Source organism: Pseudidiomarina aquimaris (assembly GCF_003987395.1).
Lineage (GTDB): Bacteria > Pseudomonadota > Gammaproteobacteria > Enterobacterales > Alteromonadaceae > Pseudidiomarina > Pseudidiomarina aquimaris.
Genome location: NZ_PIPT01000001.1, coordinates 58,978 through 78,157 on the forward strand (window position 1 = coordinate 58,978; position 19,180 = coordinate 78,157).

Consider the following 19,180-nt stretch of genomic DNA (forward strand, 5'->3'; position numbering starts at 1 on the left):
GAGCGATTGGATGTTTAACGAAAACTACCGGGCGCAGTTGCCCGGTACCTCGCTGATGTACTACGACACGCGCAAAGCGGTCAACGACATCGAGCCAGGTGCCTACGACAAACTGCCCTACAGCTCACGTATTTTTGCCGAGAACTTGGTGCGTCGTTGTGAGCCGAGTGAGCTCACCGATGCACTTAGCCAATTGATTTATCGTAAGCGCGATTTGGATTTCCCATGGTTCCCAGCACGCGTCGTGTGTCACGACATTCTAGGCCAAACCGCATTAGTCGACTTGGCTGGTTTACGCGACGCCATCGCTGAAAAAGGCGGTGACCCAGCGAAAGTAAATCCAGTCGTGCCAACACAGTTGATCGTTGACCACTCGTTGGCGGTGGAACATGCGGGCTTCGAGAAAGATGCGTTCGAGAAAAACCGTGCCATTGAAGATCGTCGTAATGATGACCGTTTCCACTTTATTAACTGGACCAAAACGGCATTCAAAAATGTTGATGTGATCCCACCAGGCAACGGCATCATGCACCAAATCAACTTGGAGAAAATGTCTCCGGTGGTACAAGTACGTGACGGTGTGGCGTTTGCGGATACTTGTGTGGGTACGGACAGTCACACGCCAATGGTTGATGCCTTAGGTGTCATCTCGGTCGGTGTAGGTGGTTTAGAAGCCGAGAGCGTGATGCTAGGCCGTGCTTCTTATATGCGCTTGCCCGACATCGTCGGTGTTGAGCTGAAAGGCAAGTTGCGTCCTGGCATCACCGGTACCGACTTGGTATTGGCCCTTACCGAGTTCTTGCGTAAAGAACGCGTGGTGGGTGCTTATCTTGAGTTTTATGGTGAAGGCGCTGACGCCTTGACCGTGGGTGACCGCGCGACCATCTCTAACATGACACCTGAGTACGGTGCCACAGCCGCGATGTTCTACATCGACGATCAAACCATCGACTACTTGAAGCTGACTGGTCGTGACGACGAGCAGGTGAAGTTGGTTGAGACGTTCGCCAAAGAAACCGGCTTGTGGAGTGACAGCTTAAAAACCGCGGAATACGAGCGCGTGTTAACCTTCGACTTAAGCAAGGTTGAACGAAACCTGGCCGGCCCGTCGAACCCACATGCCTTATTGCCAGCGAACGAGTTGGCGCAGCGCGGAGTAGCGAAGCACGTTGATGCACCTGAAGATGGCCTGATGCCCGACGGTGCTTGTATTATTGCGGCAATCACCAGCTGTACCAATACCAGTAACCCGCGCAACATGATTGCGGCAGGCTTGATTGCGCGAAATGCTAACAAGCTGGGGTTGACCCGTAAGCCTTGGGTGAAAAGCTCACTGGCACCGGGTTCTAAAACCGTGAAAATGTACCTTGAAGAAGCCAATTTGCTGCCTGAACTTGAACAGCTCGGTTTTGGCGTGGTGGCTTTTGCGTGTACGACCTGTAATGGTATGAGCGGTGCCTTGGATCCTAAGATCCAGCAAGAAATCATCGACCGTGATCTGTATTCGACGGCGGTACTTTCAGGGAACCGTAACTTCGACGGGCGTATCCACCCTTATGCGAAGCAAGCATTCTTGGCGTCACCGCCGTTGGTTGTTGCTTATGCGATTGCTGGTACGATTCGCTTCGATATCGAAAAAGATCCGCTTGGCTTTGATGCCGAAGGTAATCCAATTACCTTGAAAGACATCTGGCCAAGTGACGAAGAAATCGATGCCATCGTGAAGGCATCGGTGAAGCCAGAGCAGTTCCGTAAAGTCTATGACCCGATGTTTAGCCTTTCTGTTGACTACGGAGAGCAGAACAATCCGTTGTATGACTGGCGTCCGATGAGTACCTATATTCGCCGCCCACCGTATTGGGAAGGCCAAATGGCTGCGGAGAACAAGCTCACAGGTTTGCGTCCGTTAGCGGTGTTGGGTGACAACATCACCACCGACCACTTGTCGCCGTCGAACGCGATTTTGGCCGACAGTGCGGCGGGTGAGTACCTCGCTAAGATGGGTGTACCTGAAGAAGACTTCAACTCGTACGCGACGCACCGTGGTGACCATTTGACAGCGCAACGCGCGACCTTTGCCAACCCGAAACTGTTTAATGAAATGGTACGGGATGAGAACGGTGAAGTGATTCAAGGTTCGTTGGCGCGCGTCGAGCCGGAAGGCAAAGTGATGCGTATGTGGGAAGCAATTGAAACCTACATGGAGCGTAAGCAGCCGTTGATTATCGTCGCCGGTGCTGACTACGGTCAGGGCTCATCACGTGACTGGGCGGCGAAAGGTGTTCGCCTTGCAGGTGTCGAGTGTATCGTTGCTGAAGGTTTTGAGCGTATTCACCGTACTAACTTGATTGGTATGGGCGTATTGCCGCTCGAATTCGAAGCGGGCACGACACGCAAAACGTTGAAGCTTGACGGTAGTGAAACCTATGACGTGAAAGGCGAAATTGCTCCGGGTGCAACCATGACGTTGATCATTCATCGCGCCGATGGTGAAACGCTTGAAGTGCCAGTGAAATGCCGTTTGGATACCTTCGAAGAAGTATCGATTTACTCGGCAGGTGGTGTATTACAGCGTTTTGCCCAAGACTTCCTCGAAGCAGAAGCGAGCTAAGTTTATGAGCGATAACGTATTTGCACCGCAAATCAAGATCCCTGCCACGTACATGCGTGGCGGGACGTCAAAAGGCGTGTTTTTCCGTCTTGACGATTTGCCGGAAGCAGCACAAGTCCCTGGCGCGGCGCGTGACAACTTATTGTTGCGCGTGATTGGCAGTCCTGATCCTTATGGTAAGCACACCGATGGCATGGGTGGGGCGACTTCAAGCACCAGTAAAACGGTGATCTTGTCGCGCTCAAAAAGCCCAGATCACGATGTCGATTATCTATTTGGTCAAGTGTCGATTGATAAGCCTTTTATCGATTGGAGCGGCAACTGCGGTAATTTAACTGCGGCAGTTGGCTCGTTTGCTATCAGTAATGGTCTTATTGACCCCGCCCAAGTACCGGAAAACAGCATTTGCACGGTGCGTATATGGCAGGCCAATATTGAGAAAACTATTGTTGCGCGGGTCCCCATGACCAACGGTGAAGTTCAGGAGACTGGCGACTTTGAGCTTGACGGTGTGACGTTCCCAGCAGCCGAAGTGCAGGTCGAGTTTATGGACCCAGCCGCCGGAGAGGGTGCGATGTTCCCGACGGGTAATGTGCTCGATACTTTTGAAGTTCCAGGTTTGGGCGAGTTGCAAGCAACCTTTATCAACGCCGGTATTCCGACGATTTTCGTCAACGCCGAGGCGATTGGTTACAACGGCACGGAATTGCAAGGTGCGATCAATGAAGATCCGCAAGCCTTGCAGATGTTCGAAAGCTTGCGTGCCCATGGTGCGGTGAAAATGGGCTTGATTGCTGATGTGGCTGAGGCAGCCAATCGTCAACACACGCCGAAGATTGCGTTTGTGGCGCCACCGCAGGACTACCTTGCTTCAAGTGGCAAGCAAATTCATGCAACAGAGATTGACGTGCTCGTGCGGGCCATGTCGATGGGTAAATTGCACCATGCCATGATGGGGACTGCGGCAGTGGCGATTTCGGCGGCTGCAGCTGTACCTGGCACCTTGGTCAACTTGGCTGCCGGTGGCGGTGATCGCACTTCGATTCGTTTTGGACATCCCTCAGGTACCTTGCAAGTGGGCGCAGAAGCCAAGCAGGTCGATGGCGAGTGGACCGTGAGTAAGGCCATCATGAGCCGCAGTGCGCGTGTGCTGATGGAAGGCTGGGTGCGTGTCCCAGGTGATTGCTTCTAATGGCTTTTAAAGCACCGAAGAAGTGTCCGTGCGGTAACGGTCTGTATCGTAAGTGTTGTGGGCGTTTTCATCCGCTTTTCGCGGGTGAAAACGTTGTATTGCCCAAGAATGTCGAACTGCTGATGCGCTCACGTTACAGCGCTTTTGCACTTGGCATGGCCGACTACTTACTCGACACCTGGCATCCGTCGACCCGCCCCAGCGAACTCGACTTCAGTGACAGCCCGCAATGGATGCAGCTCGATATCTATAACGCAGAGCAAAGCGGCGACGAGGGCAGAGTCCACTTTTGTGCTTATTTTCAATTCGACGGCGAAGTCGGTGAACACGAAGAGCTTTCAGCATTCGTGCGCGAGGGCGGCCGTTGGTATTACCTTAAACCGATTGAAAGCCTAGCTTAAAGCCATTGTTCGAAATCTTGTCCACCGAGAATAGCCATGATCTCGACTTTTTGCTCATGCACTCGGAAATAGATACTGTCAACACCATAGACGGCGCGACGGTAGCCCTGTCTGATGTAATCGACGCTTGGGTAGCGTAATGGTGTCTCGGCAATCTGAGCAAAGGTCGCAAAGAAACCACGGTAATACTTTTCCGCGGCATGTTCGCCAAAATGACTCACACCATATTCATAGATGCGGCGTAAATCTTCTTTCGCTGCGTTGGAAAGTTGATAAACAGCCAATGTAACTAGCTTCTTTTCTTCGCGACATTACGCTTAAACTCGCGCTTAAATTCCCGCAAAATGTCGTCTTCTGATTGCGAGGTATAACCGCTGAGTTCTGCTTGAGCTAACTTTTCATTAATCATTTCAACCCGACGTGCTCGGCGAATCAAATCATTAATCAATTCACTTTTGCTGGCATATTCGCCCGTCGATTCAACATGCTCGCGCAACCATAGGTCGTTCTGTTCAGTGAGAGTGATACTTTGTCGTGTCATTGCATATCAATTGGTTAGGTTACTGTGGTGTAAATTTACACCACAGTTGCAACTTTAGCAAGTTCGGTCAACGTTTAAACGGTTGGCGCTCGCCGTAGGTGAGCGTCCGCCATAACCATTCGCAAGGACCGAAGCGGTAGCGCTCCAGCCACCAGCGACTCAAAGGTAATTGTAACAACCACAAACCAATTGCCAGTGCTGTTGCAGTACTGCGACTGATCTCGCCATACATGCCGAAGCCATACCCGTAAAATAATGTGGTGAATACGATTGAGTGGGTTAAGTAGTTCGTTAAAGCCATGCGCCCAGCAGGTGCAAGGTGACGTAGCCAATGCTCCCGTTTCGCACGTTCTGCGCCGCGCAGAGCCAAGGCAATGAGACTCATGTAGGCGAAGCACAGACCTAAACTCGCGACGGCGGCGATGGTAAAGCCAAGTGCTGATTCGGGGGTGGGTAACAACATATTCGGGTTGGTATTGTAGAAACCTGTATACAGTGCCGCCGGCAAACCGAAGATCAACCCCCAACGAAGCAAGTGTTTGTAGGCGGTAGGGCGCTTATCAAATGAAGTGAATACGCCACTGCGCGCAAAACTTGCACCGATAAGAAAGATACCCAATAGCGTCGGCAAAAAGAAAAACATGCCGCCGGTACCGTACATTTTGCTGAGTTCTTCGACGCGAACGGCAATGATTTGTGACCATGAGCCCTCTGCATAGACGCTATTGGCTTGCACGATAAAGTCTTTGATTGCCGTCTGTGTTGCCGTCATGTCACTAAGTATTTCGTCTGCAGCTGCGGGATCTTGCAGGGCAAAGTGCAAGCCGATGCCGCCCAGCCATACAGCCAGGATTGGCAATAAATAGATACCTACGCCCCATTTCCATAAGCTACTGGCCGATTTATTGATAAATAGCACGAGAAAAAGCGCGCAAATGGCGTAGGTGAGTAAGATGTCACCACCCCAGAAAAAGTAAATATGCACCCAGCCAAATAGCGCTAAAATAATGGCGCGACGCACAAATAGTAAGCGTGGCCGAGGGTGTTCTTTGCCAATCGCACGGTCGCAGAAAATCACAAAACCGATACCAAAGAGCAAGGAGAACATGGTGTAGAACTTGCCTTGCACGAAGGTAAAGACGGTCCAGCCCACAGCTTTATCAATGCCGGTTAAAGATTGATCGAGTCCAAACAACATCGCTGTCATGGGCCGCTGAAAGTATTCGATGTTCATCAACAGAATGCCGAGCAGGGCAAAGCCGCGGATCACATCGAGCATTTGAATGCGTTCGCGTTGGGCGATTGGCGTCGTGGTGGTGGTCATGAAATGTTCTCTTTTTGTTGTTTGCGTTTAAGCTTAGCCGCTTTTAAGAGATTGACAACAAGCGTTAAGTCGATAACTTTGTAAGCAACTTTAAACAACTTTCAACAACAGGCTGAAAAACTTATGACAGAGCGTCGCGAGATCTTGCTCGACCTACTTCTTTTTGTAACGGCGCTCTCGCTGGCCCTTTGGCAACGCGATGACGGCCATAGCATTGTCTGGGGTATGTGGTTGAGTAGCCTGTTGATTGGTTATACCTATATCGTCAGCTCAATTGTCCGCTGGGTTGCGGCGATGTATCGCGTGGGCGGCGGTATGTTTTTGTTTGGGCTCGTTAATGGTCTCTTTTTATTAGCCTTCTTTACTGTTCACTTTGGTGGCTTTCACCTAGGCCACGCTATTTTCCTCAATGATTTCTTTCCTATACCGGTCGCTGCTGAGCGCCAAGGACTCTTTCTGGACCCGCAACAATATCTGTGGGTGGTAACCGAGTATTGGTGGTTTTTGCTGATAGTCTTGGTCTCTGACCGTCATGATTTACTTGGTCAGCGCGCGCCGTTGCCACAAGAACCGCAGAGCACCAAAAAAGCGATGAGCAAGATGAACCTGATGAAGCCCTATGCCAAGGTGGTGCGCTTGCATATCTTGATTTTTGTCTTTGCTGGAGCGCAAGCGCTGCAATGGTCAGAAGCCTTGGTGCTGGTCATTATCCATGCCGCTTACTTCTTGCCGTGGCGGCGTTTTTATCGATTAGTGAAACCACACAAAGTAACTACAGACGCAACTGCCCAGAGTGAATAGCTTGATAAAGTTCATCGCTTAACGGTTGGTAACCTTGCTGACGGTCAACCAGCACGTAGAGCGGATCCCGTACATGGTCAATGGCGAAACTCTCGGACTTCAATTGGCTTTTGCGGATCTTAAAGGTGGTCGTGACTTCGTGCACCTGCTGCAGGCGCACAAACAGTGGCTGTGCATAGTCGGGCAGTGACTGGCGAATGTGCTGATAGAATGCCTGAGCATCGAATCGTGCACCTTTAGCGAGCACTAGCGAAACCATGCCGGCACGCCCTTCGGTAAAGGGGACTTTGACGCCATAAGCGACCGCAGCCAGCACATCACCAAAGCGACTGACGTGCGCTTCGACTTCGGTGGTAGCGACATTCTCTGATTTCCAACGAAAGGTGTCACCGACGCGGTCAACGAACGCGATGTGGCGATAACCTTGATGTCGGACTAAGTCACCGGTATTGAACCAACAATCCCCCGGCTTAAAAACATCCCGAAATAACTTGGCGTTATTGGCTTCGGGATTGTGCGTATAGCCGTCAAACGGCGCTTTGCGGGAAACTTCGGTGAGCAATAGGCCTACTTCGTTCTTCGCAACTTTTTGTAGACGACCTTGAGCATCACGCAGCGGTGTTTCCTGCTCATAGTCAAAGCGCACAATGGCATAGGTCATCGGTGAGAAGCCAACGGTGCGCTTTAAATTAAAGACATTCACAAAGCCGACATTGCCCTCGCTAGCGCCGTACAGCTCGCAAATGCGTGGCACTTTGAAACGTTGTTGAAAGTCATCCCAGAGTTCTGCGCGCAAGCCATTGCCAATCACCGCACGAATGTTGTTATTGCGCTCTTCGGCTTGTACCGATTGCTGCAGCAAATAACGGCACAGTTCGCCGACATAGACAAAACAGGTCGCGCCAAATTCCCGGACGTCAGACCAAAACTGACTGGCGCTAAACCGTTCGGCAAGTGCCAAACTGCTGTGGGTCATGACTACGGAGCTAACGGCAATCGACAGCGCGGTGTTGTGATAAAGCGGCAAGCAGTTATAGAGCGTATCGCGTTTACTCAGACTCAATGACATGCGACCAAAGGCAATGCCCGCTTTGTACCAGCGTAAATGGGTCATGGCAGCGGCTTTCGGTAAACCTGTGGTGCCTGACGTCATCATATAAAAGCAGGTAGCGCCGAGCTTGATGGTGGCTGTATGGGTGGGGTTCGGTTGTTCGCTCTGATGTGCTTGGCGGTGGAGTTCTTTGCTGGCAATCCATAGGCTTGGCAGCGTGTCGAGTTCGGCAAGTGTGGGCTCAAACTCTGCTGTGGCGACGACTAAGCGCGGCTGCATGACTGCAATACTGTGCGCTAGGTTTGCGCCGGTTTGTTTGGGATTGAGCATGCCAGCGACGGCGCCGAGCTTGTTCACGGCGAAGGCCCACGCCAGCACTTCTGGGCTATTGCGATCGAGCAGGGCGACACAATCGCCGGGCTGTATACCGAATTGCTGCAGTTTGTGCGCGAGGCCGTTGACCCATTGGTTGAACTCGGCATAACTGTAGCTGCCGGTCTTGCTCTTGATGAAGTTTCGCTGAGGGTGTCGTGCCGCGGCACGTTGCAGAAAGTAGCCGGTGGAGCCGCGGCGGCCTTTGTGCGCCCATGCGAGTTGCAGCAGCGTTAGGAAAAAACGCGGCAGTCGCGGGATAAAGCGGATGAGGGCGCTAAGTAGTTCTGCGAAAGACATTTTTGTTGTTCGATGTTAGATGTTCGCTGTTTGTTAATGAAGCATATGTTGAATTCGAGATGGGTGCAATGGTGAACTTGTTTTGCGCGAAATTCGTAAACATTGGAAAGTTTACTAGAATTAAGAGTAGGTTAGATAAGTGAAGCACGAAAAGAATCAGGAGAGGTTGTGGCGGCCGGATGAGTTGTCACGGATCATTGAGATGGCGTGGGAGGATCGCACGCCCTTTGAGGCCATCGACTATACTTACGGCTTGTCTGAGCAAGAGGTGATTCAGCTGATGCGCCGTGAATTAAAGCCAAGTTCGTTTCGGCTCTGGCGCAAGCGCGTCACCGCGCGGAAGACCAAGCACTTGCAGTTACGCGAGCCAGGAGTGAATCGCGGCTATTGTCCGACACAATACAAACGCTAAAAAGGAATATTGTATGCCCATTATGAAACAAATCGGTGGTTTACTGGCATGGTTAGCCTTGTCTTTTGTGGTCGCGGGGATTGGCGGCTGGGGCTCGGCCAATGCGCCAGTGTTTTATCGTGAACTGATGTTGCCGGGTTGGGCGCCCCCAGCGTGGCTATTTGGGCCGGTGTGGACCGCGCTCTATACCATGATGGCGGTGTCGGCATGGCTGATCTGGCGTGAATTTGGTTTTCAAGGCCAAGCCAAGCGCGCCTTGCAGGTGAATTTCGTACAGCTGGGCTTGAACATGTTGTGGAGCTGGTTGTTCTTCGCCTGGTACTTAGGGGCGATTAGCTTCGTCGAAATTATCTTACTTTGGGGTACGATTGTGGCTACCATCGTGCTGTATTGGCGCTTAAATAAAGCAGCAGCGATATTGCTTCTGCCTTATCTCGCTTGGGTTACCTTTGCTGCCTTACTTAACTTTAGTATTTGGCAACTAAACCCCGGCACACTCTAGCCGTTAGGTGTCACAACTTAAGTACCACAACTTAAGTGCCACAGAAGGTGCGGGTGACCTGTTCGCCCGCCGCCGCTGGCAGTAGCAAATCAGCATTTTCTTCGCGCTCAATGAAAGGCTCACGCAAGACTTGATTCAGGCGGTTGAACTTGCGCAGTGAGCCTTCGTTGATCGCTTCATCAATCACTTCTTGGACGCGATGATTGCGCGGTATGTAGGCTGGATTTACTTGCGCTAATTGGTTCGGTGAAAAGCCTTCCGGCCAAGCTGCTTGCCAACGTTCATACCAAGGGCGCCAGACGTCGTCTTGTTTAAAGAGTGAAGCGAGTCGTGTCGGCACGTTATCACTCAAAAAGCGGAACGCTAGAGTAAAGTCGACACTGTGTTGCTCGAGTAGATCGAGGAAGTCTTGGACGAGAGTTTGTGCGCCTTTGTGCTCAGGTGTAAGCCCAATTTTTGCCGTCATGGCCTGCCAGTAGTGTTCTTGATAGCGCGCCTCAAAGCCTTCAACCGCGGCCGTCGCCAGCTTTATGGCAGTCTCGGCATCTTCGTCTTCGTTGTGTAGTAACGGCAACAAGGTTTCGGCAAAACGCGCCAGATTCCACATCGCGATGGGCGGTTGGTTTTGGTACATGTAGCGGCCGCGGCGGTCAATCGAGCTAAACACGGTGGCCGGGTCGTAGGCCTCCATAAATGCGCAGGGGCCATAGTCAATGGTTTCGCCTGATAGTGTCATATTATCGGTATTCATAACGCCATGAATAAAGCCAAGGCTCATCCATTTCGCCACCAGTTGTGCTTGGCGCTCGATAACCGCTTCGAGTAAGGCCAAATAAGGTTGCTTTGCGTCGGTGTCGGCGTTGGTGTTGGCGTCGGCGCAATCTGGGTAGTGGCGCTGAATCACGTAGTCTGCGAAGCGTTGCAGCAGCGCGCGGTCCTTAAAGGCCAATACGTACTGTGCGGTGCCGACGCGCAGGTGGCTGCTGGCCACGCGGGTCAGAATCGCGCCCGGCTCGGCGTGTTCGCGTTGGACTAATTCGCCGGTTGCCACGGCTGCTAATGCGCGCGTGGTCGGTACGCCGAGACGGTGCATAGCTTCGCTTACAAGGTATTCACGCAATACCGGGCCGATAGGTGAGCGGCCATCACCGCCGCGAGAAAAAGGCGTGCGCCCCGAGCCTTTGAGCTGCAGATCGTAGCGCTTGCCGTCGCTGGCGATGATCTCTGCCAGCAACACTGCGCGGCCATCACCAAGTTGCGGTACATAATTGGCAAATTGATGCCCCGCATAGCCGACTGCTGCAGGCTGGGCCCAGTCGGGAACTTCGTTGCCGGCAAACACCCGCGCGCCTTGCTCAGTGCCACATAAAGCTTCAGGAATACCGAGATATTCGGCCAGCTCTGTGTTAACCGCAAGCCATTGTGGTTGCTGTACTGACGTGGGCGCACAACTAGCGCTCAAACGCGGATCGAGTTGCATGTAACTGTGTTCGGTTTGTGGCGTTTTATTGGGCATCCGATTGTTGCTCCGCAGTCGCTTGCTGTATGGCATCGATCATGGGTGATTGTAACAGCTCTGACAACAGCGGATGCTGAAATTTCCGTTGCAACGTGACCGCGTAAAAGTTCTCAAAGGCATTGGGCAGATCAAAGCGTTTACTTAGTACGCCGCTTTGCAATTCGTCCCTTACGACGACGGCTGGCATGGCCGCAAGAGCGCCGCTGTCACGCGCTAACAGTCGCAACATGGCCATATCGTCGACCTCCGCGATGATCTCAGGTTCGAGTTGATGCTGAGTACAAAAACCTTCAAACGCCGCACGTAATGGTGAAGCACTGCCCGGTACCACCCAGCGTTGGCGGCGATAGGCAGGATCGATGTGGTTAGGCAAATCCGTTCTCGTGGCCGGGGCAATAACGCTGAGCGCTTGCCGTGATAACAGTTGCGACTGCCAGGCAATGTCATCACTTAATGACACTTCACGGTTGGTCAGTACTACGTCAATTTGATGCTGTGCAAGCAAGTCGAGTAGCTCTGGCTGTGGGCGCGCTAGCAAGCGGAAACTGGCTTGCTTGGCGTGTGCGTTGTCACCGAGTAGCGGCTCAATAAAACTCTCAATAAAGTTACGCGACATGCTCGAGAGCATACCGATCCGTAATGAGGGCAGGGTAATAACGCCGCGCTTTAGCAGTTGCTGGAGCTCTTCGCCGCGTTGAAAAATATCCTCGGCGTAGTTGAGCACCGTATGACCCAGCTCCGTTAACACCAATTGCCGCCCCTCACGGGCAAACAGCGGTTGCCCAATGCTGTGCTCAAGTTGATTGATCTGCGCCGACAGCGCTGATTGCGAAATCGCGAGCTTCTCGGCAGTGGCAGTGAGGTTCCCCTGTTTGGCCACGCGCCAAAAATAGTACAGATGATGGTAGTTGAGTCGGTTCATAGGTTGGTTTTCGCTTATCGTTCTATAAAAGTGAACATAAATAAATAATATATGTATTTTTATAATGCTTCCAGTGGTTGCAGAATAGCCGCATGTTCATTTTTGCTAAGGGTAGGGAATTTATGCCGTGGCGTGGTACGCAAACTGTACTGGTAATTCTCATGGGGCTGTTTCTTGCAAGCTGTATTGCTATGGCAAGTGGTTTTTCAACGCCGCTCTATGCTTTTGGGCTCGGTCTGACGCCGTTAAGTGCTGGTTTCGCGGCGATGATTTGTTTTATCGGCTTTATTGTTACGCGTTACGCGGCGCTGCAGTTTCGTGATGAGCGCGACAGCAGCAAGTTCTGGCGCCGCCTCGTCGCAACCATCGGCGCTATTTTATTAACCGCCATCGCCGACCATTTTTTACTGTTTTGGCTTGGCTGGGTGTCAGTAAGCCTCACCTTACACCGCTTGCTCGTGTTCTACCCCGAGCGTCCACGCGCACTGCTAGCAGCGCACAAAAAGTTTATCTTCGCGCGCATCGCCGAAACGCTATTGGCCGTAACCCTCGTCAGTCTTTACCTTGTGTATGACATTCATGCGATCAGTCAATTGCCGCAAATCAGCGACCCCAGTGTCAGCAACTGGCTGGCCTTCTTGCTGGTCACCGTAGCGGCGATGAAGTGTGCGCAACTGCCGGTCCACGGCTGGTTGTTGCAGGTGGTCGAAGCGCCGACGCCAGTGTCGGCTTTGTTGCACGCCGGCATTATCAACCTTGGCGGTTACCTGTTATTGCAATTCGCGCCCTTATTGACGCCTGCCGAAGGGGCGCGCTGGTTACTCGCGATTGTCGCGGGGCTGAGCATGTTGGTGGCAGCATCGGTGACCATGACACGGATCAGCGTCAAGGTGCGTTTGGCCTGGTCGACGGTGGCACAGATGGCGCTGATGCTGGTGGAGATCAGTCTCGGTTTCTATGCCTTGGCCGCGCTGCACCTGCTCGCCCACTCATGCTACAAAGCCTACTCCTTTCTTTCGGCCGGAAGCGTGGTTGAACAGGGCGAACGGCAGCAGTTTGCGCAGCTTACCTTGCCTCGGGTTAAGGGACTGCTGTTGGCTTCGGTATTGGCATTGGCGCTGGTGGTTTTGGCCGCTTGGTTATTCGGCGCACAACTCTATTTTGCCCCGTGGTTAGCGGTCGGTATGGCGCTCGCGCTGTGGCTGGCGAGTGAAATCGACTACTTTGGCCGACGCCATAGTCTGCGCACGGCACTCATCGCTGCGTTTTGGCTTGCGCTTTATGTTGCCGGCGCATGGATCTTCACTTTGCTGCTGCCAGCGCCGTATTCGGGCCACTACCTGCTCGGCATCGATTTGTGGGTGTGCTTGGTGTTGCTGGGCATTGCCGCCGTGTATTTGTGGCTGTTGTACCGTCCGCGCCGTGCGCTCGGCCACCGGCTGTTTATCGCCTTGAATGCCGGCTTGTATCTGGATGAATGGGCGACACGCTTTAGCTTACGGTTATGGCCGTTGCGCCTGCCCTCGACAACCCCTCGTAAAGGAGACCGCGCATGAGTCAGTTGACGTTACAAGAATTAGGCCAGCAAGTCTGTAAGCGCGTGGCCCCCGTGTGGCCGCTGCCGCGCAGTATTGCGGTGAACCCATGGTGGCAGCATCGAGAGGCGTCCATACGTGAAGTTGCTGAATATGAGCAAACCCATAAAAACGTACGCTTGTTGATGCCGGCGAGCTATTACCAGCAACGTTGGCTGCGTGAGATCCAACCGGAACATTTGGCGCAAGCGGCGCAAGAGCATGGTTTGCAGCAGTCGGCACAGCAACTGCTGCAGGCGTTACAAACCATGGACAGCAGCGCGGGCGCACTGCCGAGCATTGCCGAGGTGATGAATAGCGGGCAGGAACGTACGCGGACGTTGCCGTGGCGCACGGAAATCGTGCATCAGCTGAGTCAGTTTTGTGCGCTGTGGGTCAATTATCCAGAGCAATTTAATGGCGCGGACAGTGCCGATGCGTTGTATTTGGCGTGGCTTGATATCGTTCGCCATGACCGCGGCATCGAACTGTTGGTCGGTGAGCGGCGCGTGGAAGAGGAACTTGCGACATTGCCACGCAGCAGTGCGGAGTTGTGGCAACTGATTGCCGAGGAGATCCCCTTGAGTATGCCTGAGCAGCTGGATGCTTGGTTACAGGTAGCCTTACATGATATCTACGGCTGGGCCAGCGTGTTTGCGCAGCGGCGTTGGGCGCGCGAACTCGAGAACAGCGAGAATGTGTATGACGAGCTGGACCAACTGCTTGCCATCCGTGTGGCGTGGGAGCTGGTCTGTTGGCGCCTGAGTAACGCGACGCAACGGGAACGCTTTGTGGATGCTTATCAGTCGCTCGCTGAGCGGCGTGCACAAACCGTGCACGAGCAGGAGGTGCTATGGGTGTGGCAACGCGCGCTGGAGCTGAGCTATCAAACTTCGTTAGCGCAGCAGTTGGGCCAATTGCAACCAGTCACATCAGGCGCGCCGCAATTGCAGGCAGTGTTTTGTATCGATGTGCGCTCGGAGCCGATGCGCCGTGCGCTCGAAGCACAGGATAAAGGCATTCAGACTTTTGGTTTTGCCGGCTTCTTTGGCTTGCCGGTCGATTATCAGGTCAGCGAGAGCTTAGTGAAGCCGCAATTGCCGGGCTTGCTCGCCCCGCAATTTCGCGTGACCCAAAAACAGGACGCAGCAGCGCAGGCCCAACGTACCCACAGCTGGCGTGCCGCAAGCTGGCACCGCTCGTTGGAAAGCCCAGCGGGCGCCTATGGCTGGGTCGAAATGAGCGGCCTCGCCAAAATCTGGAAGCTGCTCGAACGCAGCCTCTGGCCCAAACCCCAAGCCCGCATCGGCAGCGAAGTCATCCGCCCCCGCGAATGGCAGATAACAAAGAGAGGGCAGCCCTCTCTTTGCGAGCGGGCGGCGGCGCGGGCGGCGGCGGAGCCGGCGTCGGATGCAGAGCTGGCGGGGCTTGCGGCGAATGCGCTGCGCGGAATGGGGCTGACGGAGAATTTCGCGCGGCAGGTGCTGATTGTCGGTCATAGTGCTTGCGTGGCGAATAACCCGCATGCCGCAAGCCTTGACTGTGGCGCTTGTGGCGGGCAATCGGGTGAAGTAAATGCGCGGGTGTTGGTGCAGCTATTTAATAGGGCAGAGGTGCGGCGAATTTTGGCTGCCGAACACGGCATTACCATTCCGCAATCAACGCTGTTTTTGCCGGCGCTGCATGACACGACCCAGCAGGTTTTGCGCGTGCTGAGCACGGATTCGGAGACGAAAAACAGCGCGGACTCTGCACATAAAGGTGACACTCAACAGCTCGAAAAATGGCTGGAAAAAGCCAGCACCTCTGCCCAAAAAGAACAACGCGGTCGACTCGCCGATAAACCGCGCGCGGCGAAAGCGCTACAGCAGCGGGCGGCAAATTGGGCGGAACTGCGCCCAGAGTGGGGCTTAGCCCGCAACGCAGCGATCATTTTTGCGCCGCGCGAAGCGACCGCCAAAGGCCACTTCGACGCACGGGCGTTCCTACATACGTACTATGCCGAGCGTGATCCCGAGCAAGCGGTATTAACTCAGCTGATGACCGCACCGATGGTGGTCGCGCATTGGATCAACATGCAGTACTACGGCTCAATGACGGCTCCGCAAACCTTCGGCAGCGGCAACAAAATGCTGCACAACGTGGTGGCCGATGGCGTGGGCGTGTTCGAAGGCAATGGTGGAGACCTGCGCATCGGTTTGGCGCGTCAATCGCTGCATGATGGCAAAGATTGGTATCACCAGCCACTGCGCCTCACCGTGGTCATCGCGGCGTCGATCAGCGCTATCGATAAAGTCATCGCTGAACAAAAGGTGGTACGCGAATTAGTCGAAAATGAATGGCTGTATCTATGGCAATGGGAACCCACAACAGGCGACCTGCAGCAGCGCAACGCCGCAGGCTGGCAAGCAATTTCAAAACTACAGGAGACGCAACATGACCTTGCGATTTAATGCGGAAAAGCCCAAAGAGTTGCGCCATATTGGTCGCATCCTAGAGCTCGGCGGCATTGTCGCCTTGCCGACAGATATTGCTTACGGCGTAGCCGCTGATGCGAGCAATGTTGAAGCGGTAAAAAGTGCGTATGCGGTGCTCGAGCGGCCGATCGGTGAACCGTCCATCGTGCACCTTGGTCATCCGCGGCAGCTCAAGGATTGGGCGGTCGATATTCCCGCCGTGGCGGAGAAACTGGTCAAGGAGCACTGGCCCGGGGCGCTAACCCTCATACTGCACCGTCACCCCCATGTATCGCCACTTATCACGGGCGGCGGCCATAGCATCGCATTGCGGGTGCCTGCGCAGGAGCAATTGCGTGAGCTGCTTAGCAATTTCAATTTAGGGATCATCGTGCCGTCGATTGGCGACGACTATTGCACGGCTGAAGACGCGCATAAGTTACTTGATGGCAAAATTGACGGGGTGTTAGACAGTGGCGAGTGCAGCGCTAATGCGAAGTCTACGATTCTCGATTTACGCGGCAAGCAGCCCATCATCACCCGTGAGGGAAGTGTGCCGGCAGCGGCCTTAGCTGCGCTGCTCGGCACGGAGCTAGAAATAGCTTAGGCGACCGCTGAACCGAGTAATTTCAGGGTTGCCGCATCGGCGTCGAGTTCAACCACATGGCCAACCGGGAGAATATGGTTGTCGCGAATGTGGCCGAACTGGGCGCCGGTGTAGGTGGGCACGCCTAACGGCTTGAAGTAGTGCTCAAATACTTCGTGCAGGGTAAAGCTACCGAAACCGCCGCCTGGATCGCACTCGGTGCAATGGCCAAAGACAATGCCAGCAACGCCTTCTAAATGCCCAGCTAATTGTAATTGCGACAAGAAGCGGTCGATGCGGTAAATGTTTTCACCGACATCCTCGAGCATCAAAATTTTGCCCTTGAGGTCAGGGAAGTAAGGCGTTCCGCAGAGACTGGTTAATACGGTCAGGTTACCGCCCACGAGTACACCTTGCGCCGTACCGCTATTCACCGTGGTGGTGCGGTTACTCATCATGGTCAAGGTTTCTTCTTTTTCTTTGTAGTTGCGCATGGTGGTTGATTTGCCGTCCATGATCACATCACGGAACTGTTGCGCTTGGAAATCCGCCCAATACGAGAAGCCATTAGGGCCATGAAATGACACCATGCCGGTTTTCACGTACAACGCGTTCATCAATGAGGTGATGTCGCTGTAGCCAAGCAGAACTTTGTTGTTGGCGCGAATCATATCGTAGTCGAGCAGAGGTAAAATACGATTACAGCCCCAGCCGCCGCGCACCGCAATCACAGCATCTACGCTGTCATCGGCAAAGGCCTTGTTGACGTCTTCGGCGCGCTCGGCGTCGGTTCCGGACAAATAGCCATGACGGCCAAATACGTATTCGCCAAGCTCAACGTTAAAGCCCAGGGCCTCAAACGATTCTTTGGCAATCAGCACGTGGTGGCGATCCAACACCGCACTGGCAGGCGCCACCATACGTACCGTGTCACCTCTTTTCAGGCGCTTGGGTAAACGCCCAGCGCCGAGGCCGCTGCCTTGCTGGAATAGCGGCGCATTGGCCAGCGCGCTAGGCGATAAAACAGAGGTTGCTACCGCACCGGCGGCTAGCGTTTTCATAAACGATCTGCGATCCATGACAAGGTCACCTTTTGTTGGTCTTAGTTTTGTGCCTGTTCAACGACTGTCAGTTGACGCCGATTCGACGTAACCGTTACGCTCAATCCTAGTAATAATTTATTAGTAATTGAACCCTAGAGTGCAATAAAAAATGAAAAAAAGCTTTCAAAGCCTTATCGCAAGTGTAGTTGTCAGTGCCAGTATGACGCTGAGCGTAGCAGCGCAAGCGCACGAAAACCATCAACATAAAGTTGAAATGCTACCAGGCCTCGACCAACAGCAGATTCGCTTAGCAGATATTGAACCCTTGATCCGCCGCGTTAAACGCAGCGAAGTAATCACCACCAAGCAGGTGGGCGAGTCCTATCAAGGTCGGCCGATTTATCGTTTCAGCGTCGGCAACGGCGATACCGTGGTATTAATGTGGTCGCAAATGCACGGTGACGAATCGACCGCAACCCCAGCACTGTTCGATCTCATGCACAAGATTGAAAAGGACGCGACCTGGCGTGAGCACTGGGCCGACAAAATCACCTTGCACATGATACCGATGGTTAACCCTGATGGCGCCGAACTAGCTCAGCGTTATAACGTTCAAGGCATCGACGTGAATCGCGATGCGCGCGCGCTACAAACCCCAGAAGGGCGTGTATTGATGGCGCAAGGCCGTGAGCTGAAGCCAGACTTTGGCTTTAACCTGCATGACCAAAGTCGCTACTACGAAGTGGGCAATACCGGCAAGCCAGCCACGATCTCGTTGCTTGCACCAGCGTTCAATCACGCCAAGGACATCAATGACAAACGTCACCGCGCGATGCAGCTCATCGGTGATATGAAAGCGGTCGGCGATCGCATCATCCCTGGGCACATGGGTCGCTACAACGACACCTTCGCTCCGCGTGCGTTTGGCGATAACTTCTCGGCGATGGGCATCAGCACCATTTTGATCGAATCGGGCGCGTTTCCGAACGATCCTAATCGGCAGAAAGCCCGTGCGGTAAACGTCGCGATGCTCATTGAAGCGATCGATAGCATTGCCGGTGAACACTACGCCGAGCAAACGCTAGAGCCGTATCACAGCATTCCGATGAACAATTCAAATAGCTTCAAAGATGTAATTTTGGAGCAAGTGCTAGTGCGTGATAGCGGCCACGAATATCGTGTCGATATCGGTATCAATCGCAGCAGCGATGCGCGACAAAACGGCTACATCCGCGAAGTGGGCGACTTGTCAGTGTTCCCAGCATTTGATCGCTATGACACCAACGAATACGTATATCAGGCTGGCAAAGCCTACGAGCTACCAGCTTCTGGCGAGGCTTTAGCTTTGTCGCATCACGAATATCTCGATTTACTCAAGCAGGGCTACACCCATTTTGTCGGTGCTGACGCCATGCTCAATGTACGCACGCATTTGCCGGTGTTGGTGAATCCGCGCGATGTCCCTGGCTCACGCCCCCAACAACGGCAAAACGCTACTTTTTTGTTGAATAAGCAAGGTGAGGTAGCGCTAGCCGTGTTGGCGGGAGTGGTTATTCAACTGCAGTAAAAGCCG

Annotated in this window: 17 protein-coding genes; 10 read left to right on the plus strand and 7 right to left on the minus strand. The window is 53.5% G+C overall.

The annotated features are described in order from the left end of the window. Window positions 1-10: 10 nt before the first annotated feature. From acnD to CWE21_RS00350, 3 genes are read left to right on the plus strand one after another with little or no spacing between them, the layout of a single operon-like run. On the plus strand, window positions 11-2,611 hold the full coding sequence (acnD, locus tag CWE21_RS00340) for a Fe/S-dependent 2-methylisocitrate dehydratase AcnD (protein ID WP_126832076.1): 2,601 nt from the start codon (window positions 11-13) through the stop codon (window positions 2,609-2,611). 4 nt (window positions 2,612-2,615) lie between these two features. Beyond that, complete coding sequence (gene prpF / locus CWE21_RS00345) at window positions 2,616-3,803, plus strand: 2-methylaconitate cis-trans isomerase PrpF (RefSeq protein ID WP_126832078.1); 1,188 nt, start codon at window positions 2,616-2,618, stop codon at window positions 3,801-3,803. After that, complete coding sequence (locus CWE21_RS00350; RefSeq protein ID WP_126832080.1) at window positions 3,803-4,204, plus strand: YchJ family protein; 402 nt, start codon at window positions 3,803-3,805, stop codon at window positions 4,202-4,204. Before prpF ends, CWE21_RS00350 begins: the two co-directional genes overlap by 1 nt. Here the strand turns inward: CWE21_RS00350 and CWE21_RS00355 are convergent. The 3 genes from CWE21_RS00355 to CWE21_RS00365 form a co-directional block, all read right to left on the minus strand. Further along, window positions 4,201-4,488 carry a type II toxin-antitoxin system RelE/ParE family toxin gene (locus CWE21_RS00355; protein ID WP_126832082.1) on the minus strand — a complete coding sequence of 96 codons (288 nt, stop codon included), beginning with the start codon at window positions 4,486-4,488 and terminating at the stop codon, window positions 4,201-4,203. The genes CWE21_RS00350 and CWE21_RS00355 overlap by 4 nt on opposite strands. 5 nt (window positions 4,489-4,493) lie before the next feature. Beyond that, on the minus strand, window positions 4,494-4,745 hold the full coding sequence (locus tag CWE21_RS00360; RefSeq protein WP_126832084.1) for a ribbon-helix-helix domain-containing protein: 252 nt from the start codon (window positions 4,743-4,745) through the stop codon (window positions 4,494-4,496). A gap of 67 nt (window positions 4,746-4,812) precedes the next feature. Then, on the minus strand, window positions 4,813-6,069 hold the full coding sequence (locus CWE21_RS00365) for a DUF418 domain-containing protein (RefSeq protein WP_126832086.1): 1,257 nt from the start codon (window positions 6,067-6,069) through the stop codon (window positions 4,813-4,815). A gap of 123 nt (window positions 6,070-6,192) precedes the next feature. Here CWE21_RS00365 and CWE21_RS00370 point away from each other — a divergent pair, with 123 nt between their 5' ends. After that, window positions 6,193-6,870, plus strand: coding sequence for a DUF6498-containing protein (locus CWE21_RS00370; protein WP_126832088.1), 678 nt, complete (start codon window positions 6,193-6,195; stop codon window positions 6,868-6,870). On the opposite strand, the gene CWE21_RS00375 is transcribed toward CWE21_RS00370, so the two are convergent. Next, on the minus strand, window positions 6,842-8,593 hold the full coding sequence (locus tag CWE21_RS00375) for a long-chain-acyl-CoA synthetase (protein ID WP_126832090.1): 1,752 nt from the start codon (window positions 8,591-8,593) through the stop codon (window positions 6,842-6,844). The genes CWE21_RS00370 and CWE21_RS00375 overlap by 29 nt on opposite strands. Before the next feature lie 139 nt (window positions 8,594-8,732). On the opposite strand from CWE21_RS00375, the gene CWE21_RS00380 reads away from it, so the two are divergent. Together CWE21_RS00380 and CWE21_RS00385 are read left to right on the plus strand one after the other, a co-directional pair. Continuing rightward, complete coding sequence (locus tag CWE21_RS00380; protein WP_276567291.1) at window positions 8,733-9,005, plus strand: TIGR03643 family protein; 273 nt, start codon at window positions 8,733-8,735, stop codon at window positions 9,003-9,005. 13 nt (window positions 9,006-9,018) lie between these two features. Beyond that, on the plus strand, window positions 9,019-9,507 hold the full coding sequence (locus CWE21_RS00385; protein ID WP_126832092.1) for a TspO/MBR family protein: 489 nt from the start codon (window positions 9,019-9,021) through the stop codon (window positions 9,505-9,507). A 31-nt stretch (window positions 9,508-9,538) separates the two neighbouring features. On the opposite strand, the gene CWE21_RS00390 is transcribed toward CWE21_RS00385, so the two are convergent. Further along, window positions 9,539-11,023, minus strand: coding sequence for a protein adenylyltransferase SelO (locus tag CWE21_RS00390; RefSeq protein WP_126832094.1), 1,485 nt, complete (start codon window positions 11,021-11,023; stop codon window positions 9,539-9,541). Then, the gene (locus CWE21_RS00395) at window positions 11,013-11,948 is read right to left on the minus strand and encodes a LysR family transcriptional regulator (protein WP_126832096.1); all 936 of its coding nucleotides are present in this window, start codon (window positions 11,946-11,948) and stop codon (window positions 11,013-11,015) included. Before CWE21_RS00395 ends, CWE21_RS00390 begins: the two co-directional genes overlap by 11 nt. Before the next feature lie 122 nt (window positions 11,949-12,070). Here CWE21_RS00395 and CWE21_RS00400 point away from each other — a divergent pair, with 122 nt between their 5' ends. The 3 genes from CWE21_RS00400 to CWE21_RS00410 are packed head-to-tail and all read left to right on the plus strand — an operon-like array spanning window position 12,071 to window position 16,585. Further along, the gene (locus tag CWE21_RS00400) at window positions 12,071-13,504 is read left to right on the plus strand and encodes an NADH-quinone oxidoreductase subunit L (RefSeq protein WP_157982710.1); all 1,434 of its coding nucleotides are present in this window, start codon (window positions 12,071-12,073) and stop codon (window positions 13,502-13,504) included. Then, a complete protein-coding gene (locus CWE21_RS00405) occupies window positions 13,501-15,975 on the plus strand; it encodes a DUF2309 domain-containing protein (RefSeq protein WP_126832100.1) in 2,475 nt (824 codons plus the stop codon). Before CWE21_RS00400 ends, CWE21_RS00405 begins: the two co-directional genes overlap by 4 nt. Beyond that, window positions 15,959-16,585, plus strand: a complete 627-nt coding sequence (locus CWE21_RS00410; protein WP_157982711.1) for an L-threonylcarbamoyladenylate synthase — start codon at window positions 15,959-15,961, stop codon at window positions 16,583-16,585. The genes CWE21_RS00405 and CWE21_RS00410 overlap by 17 nt, the downstream gene beginning before the upstream one ends. On the opposite strand, the gene CWE21_RS00415 is transcribed toward CWE21_RS00410, so the two are convergent. Then, entirely contained in the window at window positions 16,582-17,643 is a 1,062-nt protein-coding gene (locus CWE21_RS00415) for a S66 peptidase family protein (RefSeq protein ID WP_126832104.1), read from the minus strand. The genes CWE21_RS00410 and CWE21_RS00415 overlap by 4 nt on opposite strands. Window positions 17,644-17,776: 133 nt before the next feature. Here CWE21_RS00415 and CWE21_RS00420 point away from each other — a divergent pair, with 133 nt between their 5' ends. Next, the gene (locus CWE21_RS00420; protein ID WP_126832106.1) at window positions 17,777-19,174 is read left to right on the plus strand and encodes a M14 family metallopeptidase; all 1,398 of its coding nucleotides are present in this window, start codon (window positions 17,777-17,779) and stop codon (window positions 19,172-19,174) included. Window positions 19,175-19,180 lie beyond the last annotated feature (6 nt).